Raw genomic sequence first — 16,009 nt, forward strand, 5'->3', positions numbered from 1 at the left:
GGTTTCGGTTGAAATCATTTGATTGTGTTGTGAAAAAGCAATTACATACGATGGGGGAATGGCTTCATTTGCAAGACGAGTTAGCTAGGTGTGAAGAAATTGCGTTAGAGTTAGAGCAACTCGAAAAAGCAGACCGCCTCCACTGTGTGAAAGTGGAGATACGCCAGATGCGAGAAGAGCTTGAAGCCATTCAGCTCCTATTCACAAAGCAAACAGAAGAGCTCATTCAACAGTATGAAAAAGAAGAAAAATCATCTTCGCCTGTTTAAGGACTAGCTCAATCCCTTTGCCTTCTCGTCGAGGTCCGTTATAATAAAGGAAAAAGCGAGGTTCTATAGCACGTGGGTCAAAAAAAGAAAGGCTTTTCGAGAGGCAAAGCTAAAGAAACGGATGGTTGATGATGAAGAGCTGGACAGCAAAAGGTGGGGGAGGACGTGGCCATTCCACAAGAAGGTGAACGCGTTCAAATTCATAGTTATAAGCATGATGGAAATTTGCACAGAGTATGGGATGAAACGTTATGCTTAAAAGGAACAAACCGAATTTTCATTGGAGGAAACGATCGCACGACCGTAACTGAATCAGATGGACGGACATGGATTACTAGAGAACCGGCTATTTGCTATTTTCACGCCCAGCATTGGTTTAATGTGATTGGCATGTTAAGAGAAGACGGTATATATTATTACTGTAATCTTAGTTCTCCGTTTTTGTATGATCGAGAAGCGCTGAAGTATATTGATTATGACTTAGACATTAAAGTCTTTCCAGATATGACGTTTGATTTGCTAGATGAAGATGAATACGAATTACATAGGAGGCAGATGGACTATCCGCAATCAATTGACCACATACTAACGCACAATGTAGACAAGCTGATTCGGTGGATACGTGCGCGGAAGGGTCCTTTTTCACCAGAATTTATAGACGAATGGTACGAGAGGTATTTAACGTATTTGCGGTAAAGGCAATGGCGCATAACCTGTTGAGGGGTCAACGGGTTTTTTGCTTTGCTAGAGACTGGAAAGGAAGACAAGCATGAAAGAAGCACAACAACCGGGCAGTATAAAAAGGTATATGAAGTTTGTAAGACCGTATCGATGGCAAATTGTTGGGACTTTACTTATTGGGATTGTGAAGTTTGCGATCCCACTTCTTATTCCATTATTAATGAAGTATGTTGTGGATGATATTGTGAATAACGATTTACTACAAAGTGATGAGAAAGTGAATAACCTAGTGTGGGTGATGGGAGGAACAGCGATTCTTTTTCTTGTCATCAGACCGCCAATTGAATATTACCGTCAATATTTTGCTCAGTGGACGGGAAATAAAATATTGTTTGATATTCGTGATCAGCTATTTGATCACATTCAGCGGCTCAGTTTAAAATATTACAGCAATACAAAGGCAGGAGAGGTCATTTCTCGTGTAGTTCATGATGTTGAGCAAACGAAGAACTTTGTCATGATTGGGTTAATGAATTTATGGTTAGATATTGCGACAATCATCATTGCCGTTGCGATTATGCTGACGATGGACGTGCCGCTTACGCTTGTGTCATTGTTATTGTTCCCTTTTTATGCGTTCAGTGTGAAGTACTTTTTCGGTCGATTACGTAGTTTGACCCGTTTCCGCTCGCAAGCGTTGGCGGAAGTACAAGGCTTTTTGCATGAACGGGTGCAAGGGATTCCAGTGATAAAAAGCTTTGCAGTTGAGCCCATTGAACAAAAAAACTTCGGAAAATACAATGCAAACTTTTTGGAACGCGCGCTTGACCATACACGATGGAATGCCAAGGCGTTTGCGGTCGTCAACACGATTACCGATATTGCGCCTTTAATCGTTATTGGCTATTCTGGCTATCAAGTGATTCAAGAAAATTTGACACTCGGGACGATGGTTGCTTTTATTGCGTATATTGACAGGTTATACAACCCACTTCGCCGCCTAGTCAATCAATCCACAACACTCACACAGTCAATCGCAAGTATGGATCGTGTGTTTGAGTTTATTGATGAACCTTACGATATTACAGATGCCCCTGACGCGAAACCTGTACGTCAAGTGCGGGGGGATGTGCAGTTTGATCACGTGTCGTTTCGGTACAATGATGAGGATCTTGACGTATTACAAGACATTCATTTACATATTCAATCGGGAGAAACAGTGGCACTTGTCGGGATGAGCGGTGGAGGCAAATCGTCGCTTATAAGTTTGTTGCCACGATTTTATGACGTAACGTCGGGGCGTATTTTGTTAGATGGGGAAGACGTTCGTACATTACAAGTACGATCCTTACGCGATCAAATCGGAATCGTGTTACAGGACAACATTTTGTTTAGTGAGTCTGTGAAAGAAAATATTCGACTCGGCAAACCTGATGCCACCGACGAGGAAATCTTTGCCGCCGCAAAAGCAGCGAACGCACACGATTTCATTCAAGAACTGCCACAAGGATATGACACCGCAGTAGGAGAACGAGGCGTGAAATTATCTGGTGGACAAAAACAACGGGTAGCGATTGCCCGCGTCTTTTTGAAAAATCCCCCGATATTAGTTTTGGACGAGGCGACATCCGCTTTGGACTTAGAAAGCGAGCACATGATCCAAGAAGCACTCGAACTACTCGCAAAAGATCGAACAACTTTCATCGTCGCACACAGACTATCAACCATTACACATGCAGACCGAATCGTCGTCATAACAGGAGGACGCATCATAGAAGATGGCTCCCACCAAGAACTCATGTCCCAAAAAGGTGCCTACTACGACCTATTCAATGTTCAGCAACTAGAAGGCTAGTCGCTCGGGATCTGAGCCAGGCACTTATTAACCATGCCAGGCACTTAATAACCATGCCAGGCTCACATACCATGGACTAAGTGCACATATTCAGGCAGAGAGCGGTAAACTCCGCATTCACGGTAATAAACCTTGTTCGAGATGCGTTGGATCTGAAGATGATACAGTGATGAAATGGGAAAAGCCAGGCGTCTCTCATCTGAGCCTGGCTAACTTTATTATTCTGCTGGAACCCATAAATAATCAAGCATGTCAGCAGTGAACCAGTTCGTATCGATGTTACAAGTCTCGGCTTCAATCCCATACTGCCAGCCGTATAACAAAGAATTTACAGGTCCCTCTGCCTGGTAAGTTGGTGCGTTTGCTTCTGTTGTAATCCCAACGGAAGGGTATGAAGTCCAGATAACGGTATTGTTTACGACATCTGGATTTTCCTCTGCCGCCGCATTAAAAGCCACAGTTAACTCGGCATCAGACTCAAAAACCCCATATAGGCCCGGAGTGTACGGGGAGTTTGCCACACCGTCATACCAGCCTTGAATAAAAGCGGAGTCAACAGGGTAAGTGGGCTCAATATCTCCAAATAGCGCTACACCTTCTGGAACGCCAATTTCCTGGGCGAATGAAACAGCCTGTTCAGCTTCTTGAAGACCATTTTCATAACCAGTGGCGTCTTCAAAGTTGTTGTAAATGACAAGGATACGAATCCCATTATCATGAAGCAACTGCACTTCTTCGGTCGTTAGCCCGGCCGAAACTCCCTCTTTCGTCTCCAAGTAACGTCCCCACACAGATGGAGTCCCGTAGTTTTCCTTCGTGCAGGTGAGTAGCTCGGAAGTTGTTAAACTAGCAGAGTCAACGCCCCAGTAATAACCGCCTTCTTCATCATCATTCGTTGCTTCTTCGTCTGGATTTGTCTCTTCCCCATTGTCAGGTTGCTCGGTAGACGGTTCTTCTGAATCAGGTTTGTCCAAATTTGAAACAGCCGCCCAAATGAACGGAATCGCAAACAATAAGACGACACCACCAATGAGTAACCACCTTTTCCATCGTTCACTCATTCCAAACTCCTCCTTCATGACACCCTATGCATCATGAGGGGAACTTGTTTGGGGAGGGGCCTAAATCCAAATTTTTAAGTCACCTGATCGGGGATAAATGCCCCCGACCGCGGATAAATGCACCTGATCGCGGATAACGGCTCCCGACCGCGGATAAATTCCCCCGATCGCGGATAAATGCACCTGATCGCGGATAAATGCACCTGATCGCGGATAACGGCTCCCGACCGCGGATATATTCTCCTGATCGCGGATAAATGCACCTGATCGCGGATAAATGCCCCCGACCGCGGATAAATGCACCTGACCGCGGATAAATGCACCCGACCGCGGATAAATGCCCCCGACCGCGGATAACGGCTCCCGACCGCGGATAAATGCCCCCGACCGCGGATAAATGCCCCTGATCGCGGATATATTCTCCTGATCGCGGATAAATGCCCCCGACCGCGGATAAATTCTCCTGATCGCGGATAACGGCTCCCGATCGCGGATAAATGCTCCCGATCGCGGATAAATGCTCCCGATCGCGGATAACGGCTTCCGACCGCGGATAAATGCCCCCGACCGCGGATATCTGCTCCTGATCGCGGATAACGGCTCCCGACCGCGGATATCCGCCCCCGATCGCGGATATCTGCTCCTGATCGCGGATAAATGCTCCCGACCGCGGATAAATGCTCCTGATCGCGGATATATTCCCCCGACCGCGGATAAATGCTCCTGATCGCGGATATATTCTCCCGACCGCATCCAATTAATTCTAGAGCTAAATGAGTAACGAATATAATTAAAAAGCAGCGACCCTTTCGTGATAGGGTCGCTGCTTTTGTTATTCTTCTTCATCTTTGATTTCAATCGTATTTTCTTTCTCATGAAACGATTGGAAGCTATGAATGAGCGTTTCTAAATGATCTAAATGCTCACCATATTGCACGATGGCGGAAATGAGATGCATCATGTGATACATGTCATTATCGTCCTTGTTCACGTCTAGTCGTTCGAAACGAAGAAACAAGTTGAGCAATTCCTTGCGCTTCTCACAATAATTTGTTTCAAAGTCATGATCTTGAAGACGAATTTTACCGAGAAATTGCAGATACAGCTGCTCGTGCTGCACAGTGAGCGTATCCAATTGCTCCTGAATCACACTCTGAAAATCATCTGGCATATGGTGCAAATCGTTCTCAAAGCGATTAATTTTTTTGAGCAAGTCCCACGCTCTTCTTGTCGTTGAAATCATGTGACGATAGACAACTAACTTCCGTGCCTTCGTACGAGTGGTACGTTTCAAGTAACTGCGCTCTTCATTAAACATTAAATAGAGCTGATCCAACTTGATTAGTTGTTCTTTTTGCTTCTCAATATCTGCCTTAAGCAAGTGATACTCTGAAGCGTGGCGCGTGCTGACGCGAATCCATTTGATGATTTCTTCGGTTGTATGGGAAATTTTGCGGTACAGCTTTGTTTCGTATTTTGGTGGAAGAAAGAGTAAGTTTACGAGAAACGCAGACACAACCCCCGTCATCACCGTCGAGAAACGAATAAGGGAGAATTGAAATAAATCAGTTCCCGGACTTTCCATTATCGCAATGACCGTAACGAGCGATAAGCCAATGGTCTGCTCTGTTTTCATTTTTAAATTCATAGCAATCACTAAAACCGCTGCTAAGCCAATAACGAGAATGTCGTTACCAAGGAAATAAACAAAGAGAAAAGCAACGACTGCCCCTACTAAATTGGACTGGATTTGATCCAATATAGACAGATAGGAACGATAAATAGTTGGCTGAATTGCAAATATAGCCGCAATCCCAGCAAAGAGTGGGGAAGGGAGTCCGAACAATTGAGACAGCCATAACGAAAGCATAATAGCTACACCTGTCTTTAAAACCCTAGCACCAAGTTTCATATTTTATTCTGTGCCTCACTTTTTTGGCAGTACTTGTTTATAGCACAAAAAATACTGTAAACATCTTTGTACTATACAACGAAACCCGCTTAGCATCAAGAGACATTCCGTAAAGATGTGTCGACAAAGTGTCAACGGGAGAGCCAGGCACTTAATCAACCATACCAAGTACGCGTGCCACAAATTACGTACACAAATCCAGACTCATACAGTACATAAAAAAAGTCCTAGTAACAAAAAAACGTGCCCAGTGTTTTGCAGCTGGACACGTTCGTTTTTTCCATAAATCAAATCATTCAGTTGAAACAGATGGATCTGCTTGTTCTTTCACGGGAACGACTTGCACAAAATGTTCCTGTGGATTTTCTAACAGTAGCGAAAGCTGTTCTGCTTCCTCTACCTGACCTGCAGCCCGCAATGTTTTAATATAAGTGGACAGGAGTTCAACGATGTCTTTTACTCCTTTATCACTCAAATCTTCAATCGTGACTTTCGCGCCTTTTGCCATGCGACTGCTAAGCGTAGATTTTGTGAGTCCCATGTTTGGTTGATGGCGTAAGTAGACGACGCCACCGGTCATGCCGGCACACGCCCACGGTCCTGGGTCGCCGAGAACGAGTCCGCGTCCGTTCGTCATATATTCAAAGGCAAATCCTTTTACATTTGCACGAGAGCCGACGTTTCCGAGTTCCGGAGAGGGAAGGGGCTGCGTTAACAGTCCTCCTAAAATTAAGTCAGCGCCAGATAAGCGAATGCCAGCTCGTGCGTCCGCGTTTCCTTGGGCGATGAGCGTGCCTTTTTGCGCTCCGTAGCCAAACCCTTTTCCGACGGAGCCATTGTAATAGCGCCCGTCTTTGCCACGCCCTTTGAGGATGGCGACTCGACCACCAAAACTCGATTTACCGACACCATCTTGTGCACCGCCATTCACCAGAATATGGATGCCCTCACTGTTATAAGATCCGAGGCCGTTACCTGGGATGGATCCCTCCAAATAACGCAAATCAACGTTAGGCAAATTACGATACGACCCGTCAAGTCGATCACGAACACGATGTCCCGACACACGACTTCCAAGAATACGTTGATTCGACACAACGCTCGCAAAATTTCGTGACTGCATCAGCTCTTCATCTTTTTCGTCAAGATACTCTGCACCAACTGCGGCAGCTAATAGCTTTTTCTCTTTTGCTACGCCAACTTTTGGCATAGTGAACGTGGCGACTTCAACTGGTTGAAGCAAATAGGTTAAATCGAGTTGGTCAAACCCAGTAACTTGCTCGAGTAATTCTGAGCGTCCGACTGCATCTTGAAGGCGTTTTACCCCAATAGAAGCGGCAAGTGATTGTAACTCACTTCCAAATGCAGTGAAGAAGTTCACTAACCCTTCAACAGCAAGGTCAGACTGGCGAGGAACAAAACGGCGTAACCCGTGTTCTTTTGCTTGCGCTTCGCTTTCGATTTGCGTTGCGATCCCGACGTGACATGTATCTAAGTGACAACCGCGACATGTCGTACAACCGATCGCAATCATGGAAAGCGTTCCGAACCCAACACGATTTGCGCCGAGTAGCATCACTTTCAACACATCCGTGGCCGACTTCAAACCGCCGTCTGCCCAAATTTCCACCGAATCCCGTAAACCAGCTTCGCTCAAAGCGGTGTGTGCGGCTTTGACTCCGATTTCAACAGGAAGTCCGACGTGTTGGAGAGCATGCGTTCTTGCTGCACCTGTACCGCCGTCGAATCCGGATACTGTCACAATGTCAGCACCGGCTTTGGCAATTCCGACTGCAATTGTACCAATGTTCGGAACGACAGGTACTTTAACCGCAACTTTCGCTTGATCGTTGGCGGTTTTGAGCTCATGAATCATTTGTGCCAAGTCCTCAATTGAGTAAATATCATGATTGTTAGAAGGTGAGATTAAATCCGAACCAATAGTGGCGTTACGGGCCTCAGCTATTTTTGCTGTCACTTTAGATCCTGGAAGATGACCACCTTCCCCAGGTTTTGCCCCTTGCCCGATTTTTATTTCTAGCAAATTGGATGAGTTCAATAGCTCTGCATTCACCCCGAAGCGTCCGGAGGCAATTTGCTGACCGCGCGTGTTCGGATACTTGCCGAGCATATCTTTGATCTCGCCACCCTCACCGTTCATGCTTACCATGTTTAAGCGATCTGCGCCTTCTGCGTATGCTCGAAATGCCACTTCGTTTTGTGAACCGAACGACATGCTGGCAATGACAAACGGAAGGTTATGCGTACCGACTGTCAAATCAACGCCAGACGGTTCCAAAGGAGATTCGCTCTCCTTCAACGTAGTCAAATGACGAATCGTTGTCGGATTTTTTGTTTCCTGTTCGGTCATTTTATCGCGGTACGCCGTATAGTCACCAGTTTTCGCCACATCCCCAATCGCCTTCCAAATGCGTGGGAATGCATTGAACGATTTGCCGATTCTTTCCTTTTCGTTATAATACTCCGCTTCACGCAAATAAGCATCTTCTTTCATTTTGGCAAAATGATAACCTAGTTTTTCAGACCCGAAGAAATTGACGATACGTAAGGCATTCGCAACTTCCTCGTGTAGTCCGATACTCGAGAAGAGACGACCGTATCCGCGTAGTTCGTGAATTCCGATAGTGGAAATCACCTTCTCCATACCTTTTACGAGTGCTTGATATAAGTTAAGAATTGGCTCCGACTTCTCGTCGGTAACAGTCCGGAACATATAGTATGGACTAAGGGCATTTGCACCGAGACCGAGAGCGACCATGCAGTCATGTAACGAGCGAATGGAAGCAGATCGCAATAGGAGAGAGCAGTCCCTGCGTAACGACTGCGAAACTAATGCTTTATCAATGACAGACGTGGCCAAATGCGGATCTAACCACAGCTTCCCGTCTTGGAACACACCTTCGTCATCGAGTACGAGCAAAGAGGCTCTCTTTTGGACGGCTGCACATGCTTGTGTAGACAACCGGTCTAGCGCTTCTTGAACCGTTTCTTCCTTGGAATAGGTAAGGGAAAGCGTCTCAGTTAGTCCTTGTTCAGTAAAGGCGTGCACTACTTGCTCACATGTAGGTTGACCAAGCACATCTATTGTTTCGCTACTAAACATCCCTTCCACAAGGAGCGGAGTGGATAGTTGCAACACAAAGTTCGCATCATGCTTTTCGGTAAGTGAAGGGCGCTTCCCGAGCACTGTTCTTGTCGAGAAGTGTTCCGTTTCGCGATCCCTGTCAATGGCTGGGTTCGTAACGACGGCCACACTTTCTTTAATAAAGTCCGCTACATTGGAACGGTTAGGATTCATAGCCGCGAGTGGTGCGTCGTGACCGAGAGAACGAATCGGTTCCGCTCCTTTATCAGCCATTTGCTCTACCATTTGCACATGGTCTCGCTCCCAACCAAACGCTTTGTACTGCCCGTTCTCTATCTTTTCTTCGACTTTTGTTGTGACAACGGAAGGAAGAATAGGTGTCGTCAGTCGACCACTGCTTTGAGATAGATGAACACGCCCGGAGAAGCGTTGATATACTTCTTCCTGAAACTCATCATGGAAATACACTTCAAGCGTTCCCTCATGCCATTTCAAACCAACCTTTTCCCCAGGAGAGAGTGGCTTCGGATCACGGACAGTTTCGGATGTTGGCAGAATACCAGGCTCTGAGGAAAATAAATAAGCAGTTTCTGTTGTTAGCATCCACAATGGGCGTAAGCCGAGTGAATCTAGACTGAAGACAGCTTCATCCTTATGACGCGAGATAATTCCTGCAGGTCCTTGTGCATAATGACCCCAAGCTTCACGGATGTATGTATACATCGTATGCAAATGTTCAGGGTAGCTGTGGATTTCATTAACAATTGGTGGAAAAAGTAAATCTACCGCTTCAAAGAGAGAGTAGCCGTCACGGTGTATAAGTGTTTCCAACGTTCGATTCAAGTTTTGGCTGTCGCTTCCTCCTTCTACGAGCGGGACATTCAGCATACGAGCTTCGTCTTGTAGTTTAGCAATCGTATTAATTTCTCCGTTGTGCCCGATCACGCTAAATGGTTGCACGCGAAAAAAGGTAGACATCGTATTAGTAGAATAGCGATTGTGTCCAAGTGTCATCGTGGAGGCAACAAGTGGATGGCGTAGATCTGCATAGTAATTAGGAAGAATATCTCCAGCTCCCATTACTTTGTACACAACATGATACGGACTTAATGAAGCAACGTGAACGTCCTCATCCGTTTCTAGGGCAAGTGACACGTCAAAAACTTGCGCATCGATCGTTTCTTTTGTTGTGGGTTCTAATAAAATAGCAAACTGCCAGAATACTGGGGCTTCACTGCGCGCAAGAGGACCAAGAGCCTCGTTATTGGTTACAGAAGTTGTCGAGAAGAGAAGCTCTGCGTTATAGGTTGTCTTTAGTTCCGCTGTTAACTTGTTTATTAACTCGCCGGATCGGTCTGGTCGAATCATGACATGTCCGACGACAAAACGAGGATCATTGACGAGTACAGGATCACGGTTGACCTCAGCAAGCTTTTCACACCAAAGAGCACGCGGAATATCTGTGTGGATCCCGACTCCGTCTCCTTCACCGTTAATAAATCCAGCGCGGTGATTCATCGTAACAAGTGCATCTATAACGGTTGTAATGTTCTCTTTCGTAGGTGTGTTTGTTTTTTCCAAAGCAGCGACAATCCCACAAGCGTCGTGCTCGGCTTTTCGATAATTTTGAAAGTGTGCAGGTGTCCATTTGGTCATAAGTAAAAGGCAGTCAAAAGAAATATCCTTGCTGCCAAGTCACCTCCTGAAAATGAGTGTAATAAATGATACGGAAACATCATGACATTTCGAGGATGCGTTGAGGAAAGTTGCATCAAAAATTATGAAGTAAGAGATTGTAAATAGTAAAGAAAGGATATCATAACAATATTCAGAAATCAATCTTTATGCATTTTCGGGGAAGTGGAAGGGAACCGTATTTTTATTGTAAGCGTTTACATATAAAGGTTTGTTTCCTAGTGATGAAGGAGTACGGATGAGTTGTTGTGAATCTTTATGCAAAGAAAACGTTCATGAGCTAAGCGCTCAACCACTCAGGGAAACGGGTCACAAAGCAGTCTAGTAAAAAGAGCTAGTGCCGACCAACTAGCCGGCGCTGCTCATCATGTAGCGTATGTTACCCACGGGAAGGATTAGGCTCCGACAGCACGGTACACCATGCCATCAAGCGGGCGTGCCATCACACTTTCCATCCATTGTGCGGTTTGAATTAATTTATTCAGGTCAGTACCTGTGCCAATCCCCATCTGTTCAAACATGTGGACGAGATCTTCAGTACAAACGTTCCCTACCGCTTTCGGGGCAAACGGACAACCACCTAACCCAGCGATGGAGGCGTCAAAAATTTTCACCCCCGCCTGATAAGCAGCTAATGAATTAGCGATCCCTAAACCACGAGTATTATGAAAATGCATGCCTAGTGGCGTGTGATCACCGAATTCGTCAATAAAAGCACGCGTCACAGCTTGCACTTGTATTGGGTTAGCGAGGCCTGTCGTGTCAGCCAGCGTAATTTGCTCACAGCCTGCTTGTAAAAATGCATCTGCTATTTTTAAAACGCGGGATATAGAAATGTCTCCTTCAAAAGGGCAACCAAACACGGTGCCAATCACCCCCGCGACTGGACGTTTAGCAGCACCGGCATCTTTCATGACTGCTGTTTGTTCCGCCACGCCTTGCTCGACAGTTCTTCTAGCGTTACGCATGTTAAATTGATCGCTCGCTGCGATCATGACATGGACTATATCAACAGGCGTAAGTAAGGCGCGTTCTAATCCGGAGCGACTTAAAACGAGCCCCGCGTAAGTAACATCTTCACGTTTCGGGACTGCCTTCATCACTTCTTCTGCGTCGGCCATTTGCGGTACGACTTTTTGATTTACAAAGGAAACGGCCTCAATCTTGCGGATTCCTGCATCGATAAGCTGTTCAATGAGATGCACCTTCTCCTCTGTGCTGACAGGTTTTTTCTCATTTTGCAAACCATCTCTAGGACCTACTTCACAAATTTCTATCATATTGGTTCCGCCCCTTCAATAATTTTTCCGTCTTTTGTGAGATGGGTTAATACAGCATCTCGCCCTTGATAAATGTGCTCCAACATGGCTGAACGAGCACGCTCGCCGTCCTTTTTCATGATAGCCGAAATAAGCGTATCGTGAGCCGCCTTAGAACGTTCCATGCCTACTACACTATTCCAATGAAACTGACCATAGACGAGGGGGAGTACGGTTACTTTACTGATCAACATTTGTACGTGCGCATTTTTACTTGATGCGATCAGCGCTTCGTGGAACGCACGATTTTCGTTTACTACTGACTCTAGTGTCTCTTTGTTCTCTTCATCATACACGGCAAGCTGCTCAGCAAAAGCGTGATTCGTAGCTTGAAGTTTATTGATGTCTTTTTCCGAACGATTATGTGCGGCTTGGCTAGCTGCGTATCCTTCGAGTAATGCACGTAAGTCATATATTTGCCGGACATCTTCTTTTGTAAAAGAACGCACTGCGACCCCGCGTTTTAGTGACATGATCAAACCGTCACTTTCCAACCGTCTAATGGCTTCTCTTATAGGAGTTCTGCTAATGCTAAGTTGTTCACATAAGTATTCTTCTGTTAATCGTTGTCCTTGTGAAAAATCACCTAATAGGATTTTCTTGCGAATTATTTTGTAGGCATCCATTTATCTTCCCCCTAAACTAAATTGTATACAAAGTGGATATTTTTATCAACGGTGAATTTTCCGTAAAATATCTAATAGGTTGTTATATGGGAGTTTACAACACATGCGATTAGAATATTTAGAATTTTATGTTGCGCTATTGTATACAAAGATGTTATTTTATTAGCAGACAGGTACGGAGGTGCAGATGATGGATTTGGACACACAACCTTTAGAAGGTATGAAAGTATTGGAGCTTGGGTCGCTACTTGCCGGACCTTTTGCTGGACGGCTGCTTGCTGACTTCGGAGCAGATGTCATAAAAATAGAGGCGCCTGACCGTCATGACCCAATGCGACAGTGGGGAAAAGAAAAAGACAATGTTGGTTTATGGTGGCCGATTCAATCACGTAATAAACGCTCGATAACACTGAATCTACGAGATGAAAAAGGGCAGGAACTGTTTAAGAAACTAGTAACAGAAGTCGATGTGGTCATAGAAAATTTTCGTCCAGGTACGATGGAAAAATGGGGAGTAGGCTATGAAACGCTCTCAAGCATTAACCCAAGATTAATCATGGTGAGAACATCCGGGTATGGACAAGATGGACCGTACAGTAAGCGTGCAGGATTTGGAAGTGTCGCAGAAGCAATGGGAGGACTCCGTAATGTAACTGGTTTTCCAGATCGTCCACCTTCCCGAGTAGGCATTTCAATTGGGGATACATTGGCAGCTTTATTTGCCACGATCGGATGTTTGACAGCACTCCACGAACGGGAAAAATCAGGCAAAGGGCAAGTTGTGGATACAGCTATTTATGAGTCCGTATTTTCAGTAATGGAGAGTATGATACCGGACTACTTGCTAGCGGGTCATATACGCGAACGAACCGGAAACTTGTTACCTGGCATTGCGCCTTCAAACATTTATCCAACCGAAGACGAAACGTATGTTGTCATTGGAGCCAATGCAGATGGTGTATTCCGTCGCTTAGCCACAGCGATGGATCGACCTGAACTAGCAGAAGATGAAAAATTCGCGACGCATGTAAAGCGAGGAGAAAACCAAATTGAGCTAGATGAATTAATAGAGGGATGGACAAAGACGCTGTCAGCTGAAGTTGTTTTAGAGAAGTTGGAAATTCATGGTGTTCCTGCAGGGAAAATTTATAACGCGAAAGATATTGTGAGTGATCCCCACTATTTAGCGCGTGAGATGATTGTGAATGTGGACCACCCGCAGTTGGGCAACTTTCCTATGCCAGGGATCGTACCGAAGTTGAGTCGCACACCAGGCAAAATTAAATCAGCTGGCGCGGAAACGGTTGGAAAAAATAATGGAGATGTATACCGCCACATGTTGGACTTAAGTGAAGAAGACATTCGCTCGTTACGAGAGGAAGGAATTATTTAGTCTCTCTATAGACAGAACTGTAAGCGCTATCTTAACTAGAAGGGAGTGAATAGCTTGGGGAAAACCTTGTATGAGAAAATATGGAAGGGACACATTGTAAAGGCAGTACAAAATCAACCTGATTTACTATACGTCGATTTGCACTTAACGAATGAAGTCACGTCCCCACAAGCGTTCGCAGGGTTGCGCGAAAAGGGACGGAAAGTTCGGCGTCCAGATCTCACGCTCGCCACATTAGACCATGCAACACCAACCGATTTGTCAAAGCCATTCTCAGACCCGTTAGCGAAAAAGCAAGTAGAGACGATGAGAGAAAACTGTAAGATGTATCATATTCCATTGTTCGACTTACGTAGTACAAAGCGAGGCATCGTTCACATTATTGCCCCGGAATTAGGGTTAACCCAGCCCGGTCAAATTATTGTGTGCGGGGATAGCCATACGTCGACACACGGTGCTTTTGGTGCACTAGCCTTCGGAATCGGCACGAGTGAAGTGGAACATGTTTTGGTCACTCAATCACTAAAGCAATACCCGTCGAAAACAATGGCAATAGAATTTGAAGGTGAGAAACCTACAGGCGTTACGGCAAAAGATTTGATACTGGCGTTAATTAGTCAGTTTGGGACCGACTTTGCAACGGGGTACACAGTTGAATACCGTGGACCGGTCATTGAGTCACTATCAATGGAAGAGCGCATGACGATTTGTAATATGTCGATTGAAATGGGGGCGAGAGCTGGGCTGATTGCTCCAGACCAGACAACATTTGATTATTTGCAGAAAAAACCCCACGCTCCTAAAGGGAAGGACTGGGAAGAAGCTTTGAGTAAATGGAAGCAGCTTCGCAGTGATGAAGATGCTAAGTTTGATAAGGTGGTCGCGTTTAACGTACGAAAGGTAGCGCCTCAAGTGACGTGGGGAACGAACCCTGGTATGGGAACTTCAATTGAATCAGTTGTTCCTGACCCTAGTAGTCTATCTAAGGAAGCCCGTGAATCTGCTGAGAAGGCATTAGCATACATGGATTTGAAACCGCTTACTCCAATAACTGCAATCGGCCTTGATGTTGTGTTTATCGGCTCGTGTACAAATAGTCGTATTGAAGATTTACGAGAAGCTGCTCGAGTTGTAAAAGGGTATCGGATCGCAAATCACGTTAGAGCGTTAGTCGTCCCTGGATCTCAATCGGTAAAGTCGCAAGCTGAAGCCGAGGGACTCCATCAAGTATTTATAGATGCAGGATTTCAGTGGCGTGAATCGGGGTGTAGCATGTGTTTAGGTATGAACGATGATGTTGTTCATGCAGGGGAACGCTGTGCTTCTACATCTAATCGTAATTTTGAAGGTAGGCAAGGACGAGGGGCTAGAACCCATTTGGTTAGTCCAGCAATGGCCGCTGCAGCCGCTATCAAAGGGCACTTCGTGGATGTGCGAAAATGGGAGTTTCATAAAGAGGAGGTGTTCACTTGAGAAAGTTTACTACATTCACGGGGGGGATGGTACCGCTGGATCGGGCTAACGTGGATACAGACGCAATTGTACCGAAGCAATTTTTAAAAAGGGTGGAACGCTCTGGGTACGGTCAATTTCTATTTCACGATTGGCGCTTTGATGAAGAAGGAAAAGAGCGTAGTGACTTTGTTTTAAATCAAGAACCTTATCGTCAATCATCCATTTTAGTAGCTGGTCGAAACTTTGGATCGGGTTCTTCGCGTGAACATGCGCCCTGGGCTTTAGCTGATTATGGAATAAGGGTAATCGTTGCACCGTCTTTTGCAGATATTTTTCACAATAATTGTTTCAAAAATGGGTTGCTGCCTATTGTGTTGCAACCAGGAGAAGTCGGAACGCTCATGAAAAAGGCGATTCAGATTCCAGGAGGGGAGGTTACGGTAGATTTAGAGCAGCAAAGGGTATTTGACAGTGAAGGATTTGAAGCCTCTTTCTCCATCACAGCATTTTTGAAGAAAATGTTACTTGAAGGTTTGGATGATATTGATTTGTCCCTTGAATACTCAGAATACATTGATCAATACGAGAATTCTAATCGGTTTTACTACAGCACGAAAGAGGTTTTATAGCAAATCAT

Annotated in this window: 12 protein-coding genes; 6 read left to right on the forward strand and 6 right to left on the reverse strand. The window is 45.3% G+C overall.

Annotation, left to right across the window (positions count from 1 at the left end):
- Positions 1 to 8 precede the first annotated feature (8 nt).
- The 3 genes from HHK01_RS03930 to HHK01_RS03940 all read left to right on the forward strand — a co-directional run bounded on the left by HHK01_RS03930 (position 9) and on the right by HHK01_RS03940 (position 2,805).
- Positions 9 to 269: a YgaB family protein gene (locus HHK01_RS03930; protein ID WP_170006518.1), complete on the forward strand. Its 261-nt coding sequence runs from the start codon at positions 9 to 11 to the stop codon at positions 267 to 269.
- Between the two features lie 165 nt (positions 270 to 434).
- Positions 435 to 965, forward strand: coding sequence for a nucleoside tri-diphosphate phosphatase (ntdP, locus tag HHK01_RS03935; RefSeq protein WP_170006519.1), 531 nt, complete (start codon positions 435 to 437; stop codon positions 963 to 965).
- Between the two features lie 73 nt (positions 966 to 1,038).
- Complete coding sequence (locus HHK01_RS03940) at positions 1,039 to 2,805, forward strand: ABC transporter ATP-binding protein (protein ID WP_228027650.1); 1,767 nt, start codon at positions 1,039 to 1,041, stop codon at positions 2,803 to 2,805.
- Positions 2,806 to 3,023: 218 nt separating this feature from the next.
- Here HHK01_RS03940 and HHK01_RS03945 read toward each other — a convergent pair whose 3' ends face one another.
- The 6 genes from HHK01_RS03945 to HHK01_RS03970 form a co-directional block, all read right to left on the reverse strand.
- The gene (locus HHK01_RS03945; RefSeq protein ID WP_170006520.1) at positions 3,024 to 3,866 is read right to left on the reverse strand and encodes a glycoside hydrolase domain-containing protein; all 843 of its coding nucleotides are present in this window, start codon (positions 3,864 to 3,866) and stop codon (positions 3,024 to 3,026) included.
- Between the two features lie 60 nt (positions 3,867 to 3,926).
- Positions 3,927 to 4,712: a hypothetical protein gene (locus HHK01_RS03950; RefSeq protein WP_228027651.1), complete on the reverse strand. Its 786-nt coding sequence runs from the start codon at positions 4,710 to 4,712 to the stop codon at positions 3,927 to 3,929.
- Entirely contained in the window at positions 4,699 to 5,778 is a 1,080-nt protein-coding gene (locus HHK01_RS03955; RefSeq protein WP_170006522.1) for an FUSC family protein, read from the reverse strand. The genes HHK01_RS03950 and HHK01_RS03955 overlap by 14 nt, the downstream gene beginning before the upstream one ends.
- A 292-nt stretch (positions 5,779 to 6,070) precedes the next feature.
- Complete coding sequence (locus HHK01_RS03960; protein WP_170006523.1) at positions 6,071 to 10,540, reverse strand: glutamate synthase-related protein; 4,470 nt, start codon at positions 10,538 to 10,540, stop codon at positions 6,071 to 6,073.
- Positions 10,541 to 10,974: 434 nt separating this feature from the next.
- Positions 10,975 to 11,859: a hydroxymethylglutaryl-CoA lyase gene (locus HHK01_RS03965; protein ID WP_170006524.1), complete on the reverse strand. Its 885-nt coding sequence runs from the start codon at positions 11,857 to 11,859 to the stop codon at positions 10,975 to 10,977.
- On the reverse strand, positions 11,856 to 12,524 hold the full coding sequence (locus HHK01_RS03970) for a GntR family transcriptional regulator (protein WP_170006525.1): 669 nt from the start codon (positions 12,522 to 12,524) through the stop codon (positions 11,856 to 11,858). The genes HHK01_RS03965 and HHK01_RS03970 overlap by 4 nt, the downstream gene beginning before the upstream one ends.
- 187 nt (positions 12,525 to 12,711) lie before the next feature.
- On the opposite strand from HHK01_RS03970, the gene HHK01_RS03975 reads away from it, so the two are divergent.
- Genes HHK01_RS03975 through leuD form a run of 3 tightly spaced genes read left to right on the forward strand, consistent with a single transcriptional unit; the run spans position 12,712 to position 16,001 of the window.
- Positions 12,712 to 13,917 (forward strand): CaiB/BaiF CoA transferase family protein, encoded by a 1,206-nt coding sequence (locus HHK01_RS03975; protein ID WP_407646926.1) that lies wholly within the window; start codon positions 12,712 to 12,714, stop codon positions 13,915 to 13,917.
- 54 nt (positions 13,918 to 13,971) lie between these two features.
- Positions 13,972 to 15,390 (forward strand): 3-isopropylmalate dehydratase large subunit, encoded by a 1,419-nt coding sequence (gene leuC, locus HHK01_RS03980; RefSeq protein ID WP_170006526.1) that lies wholly within the window; start codon positions 13,972 to 13,974, stop codon positions 15,388 to 15,390.
- Positions 15,387 to 16,001, forward strand: a complete 615-nt coding sequence (gene leuD, locus HHK01_RS03985; RefSeq protein WP_170006527.1) for a 3-isopropylmalate dehydratase small subunit — start codon at positions 15,387 to 15,389, stop codon at positions 15,999 to 16,001. Before leuC ends, leuD begins: the two co-directional genes overlap by 4 nt.
- The last annotated feature ends 8 nt before the right edge of the window (positions 16,002 to 16,009 follow it).

Origin of the sequence: Bacillus fonticola, assembly GCF_012955605.1 — a bacterium.
Lineage (GTDB): Bacteria > Bacillota > Bacilli > Bacillales > JC228 > Bacillus_CG > Bacillus_CG fonticola.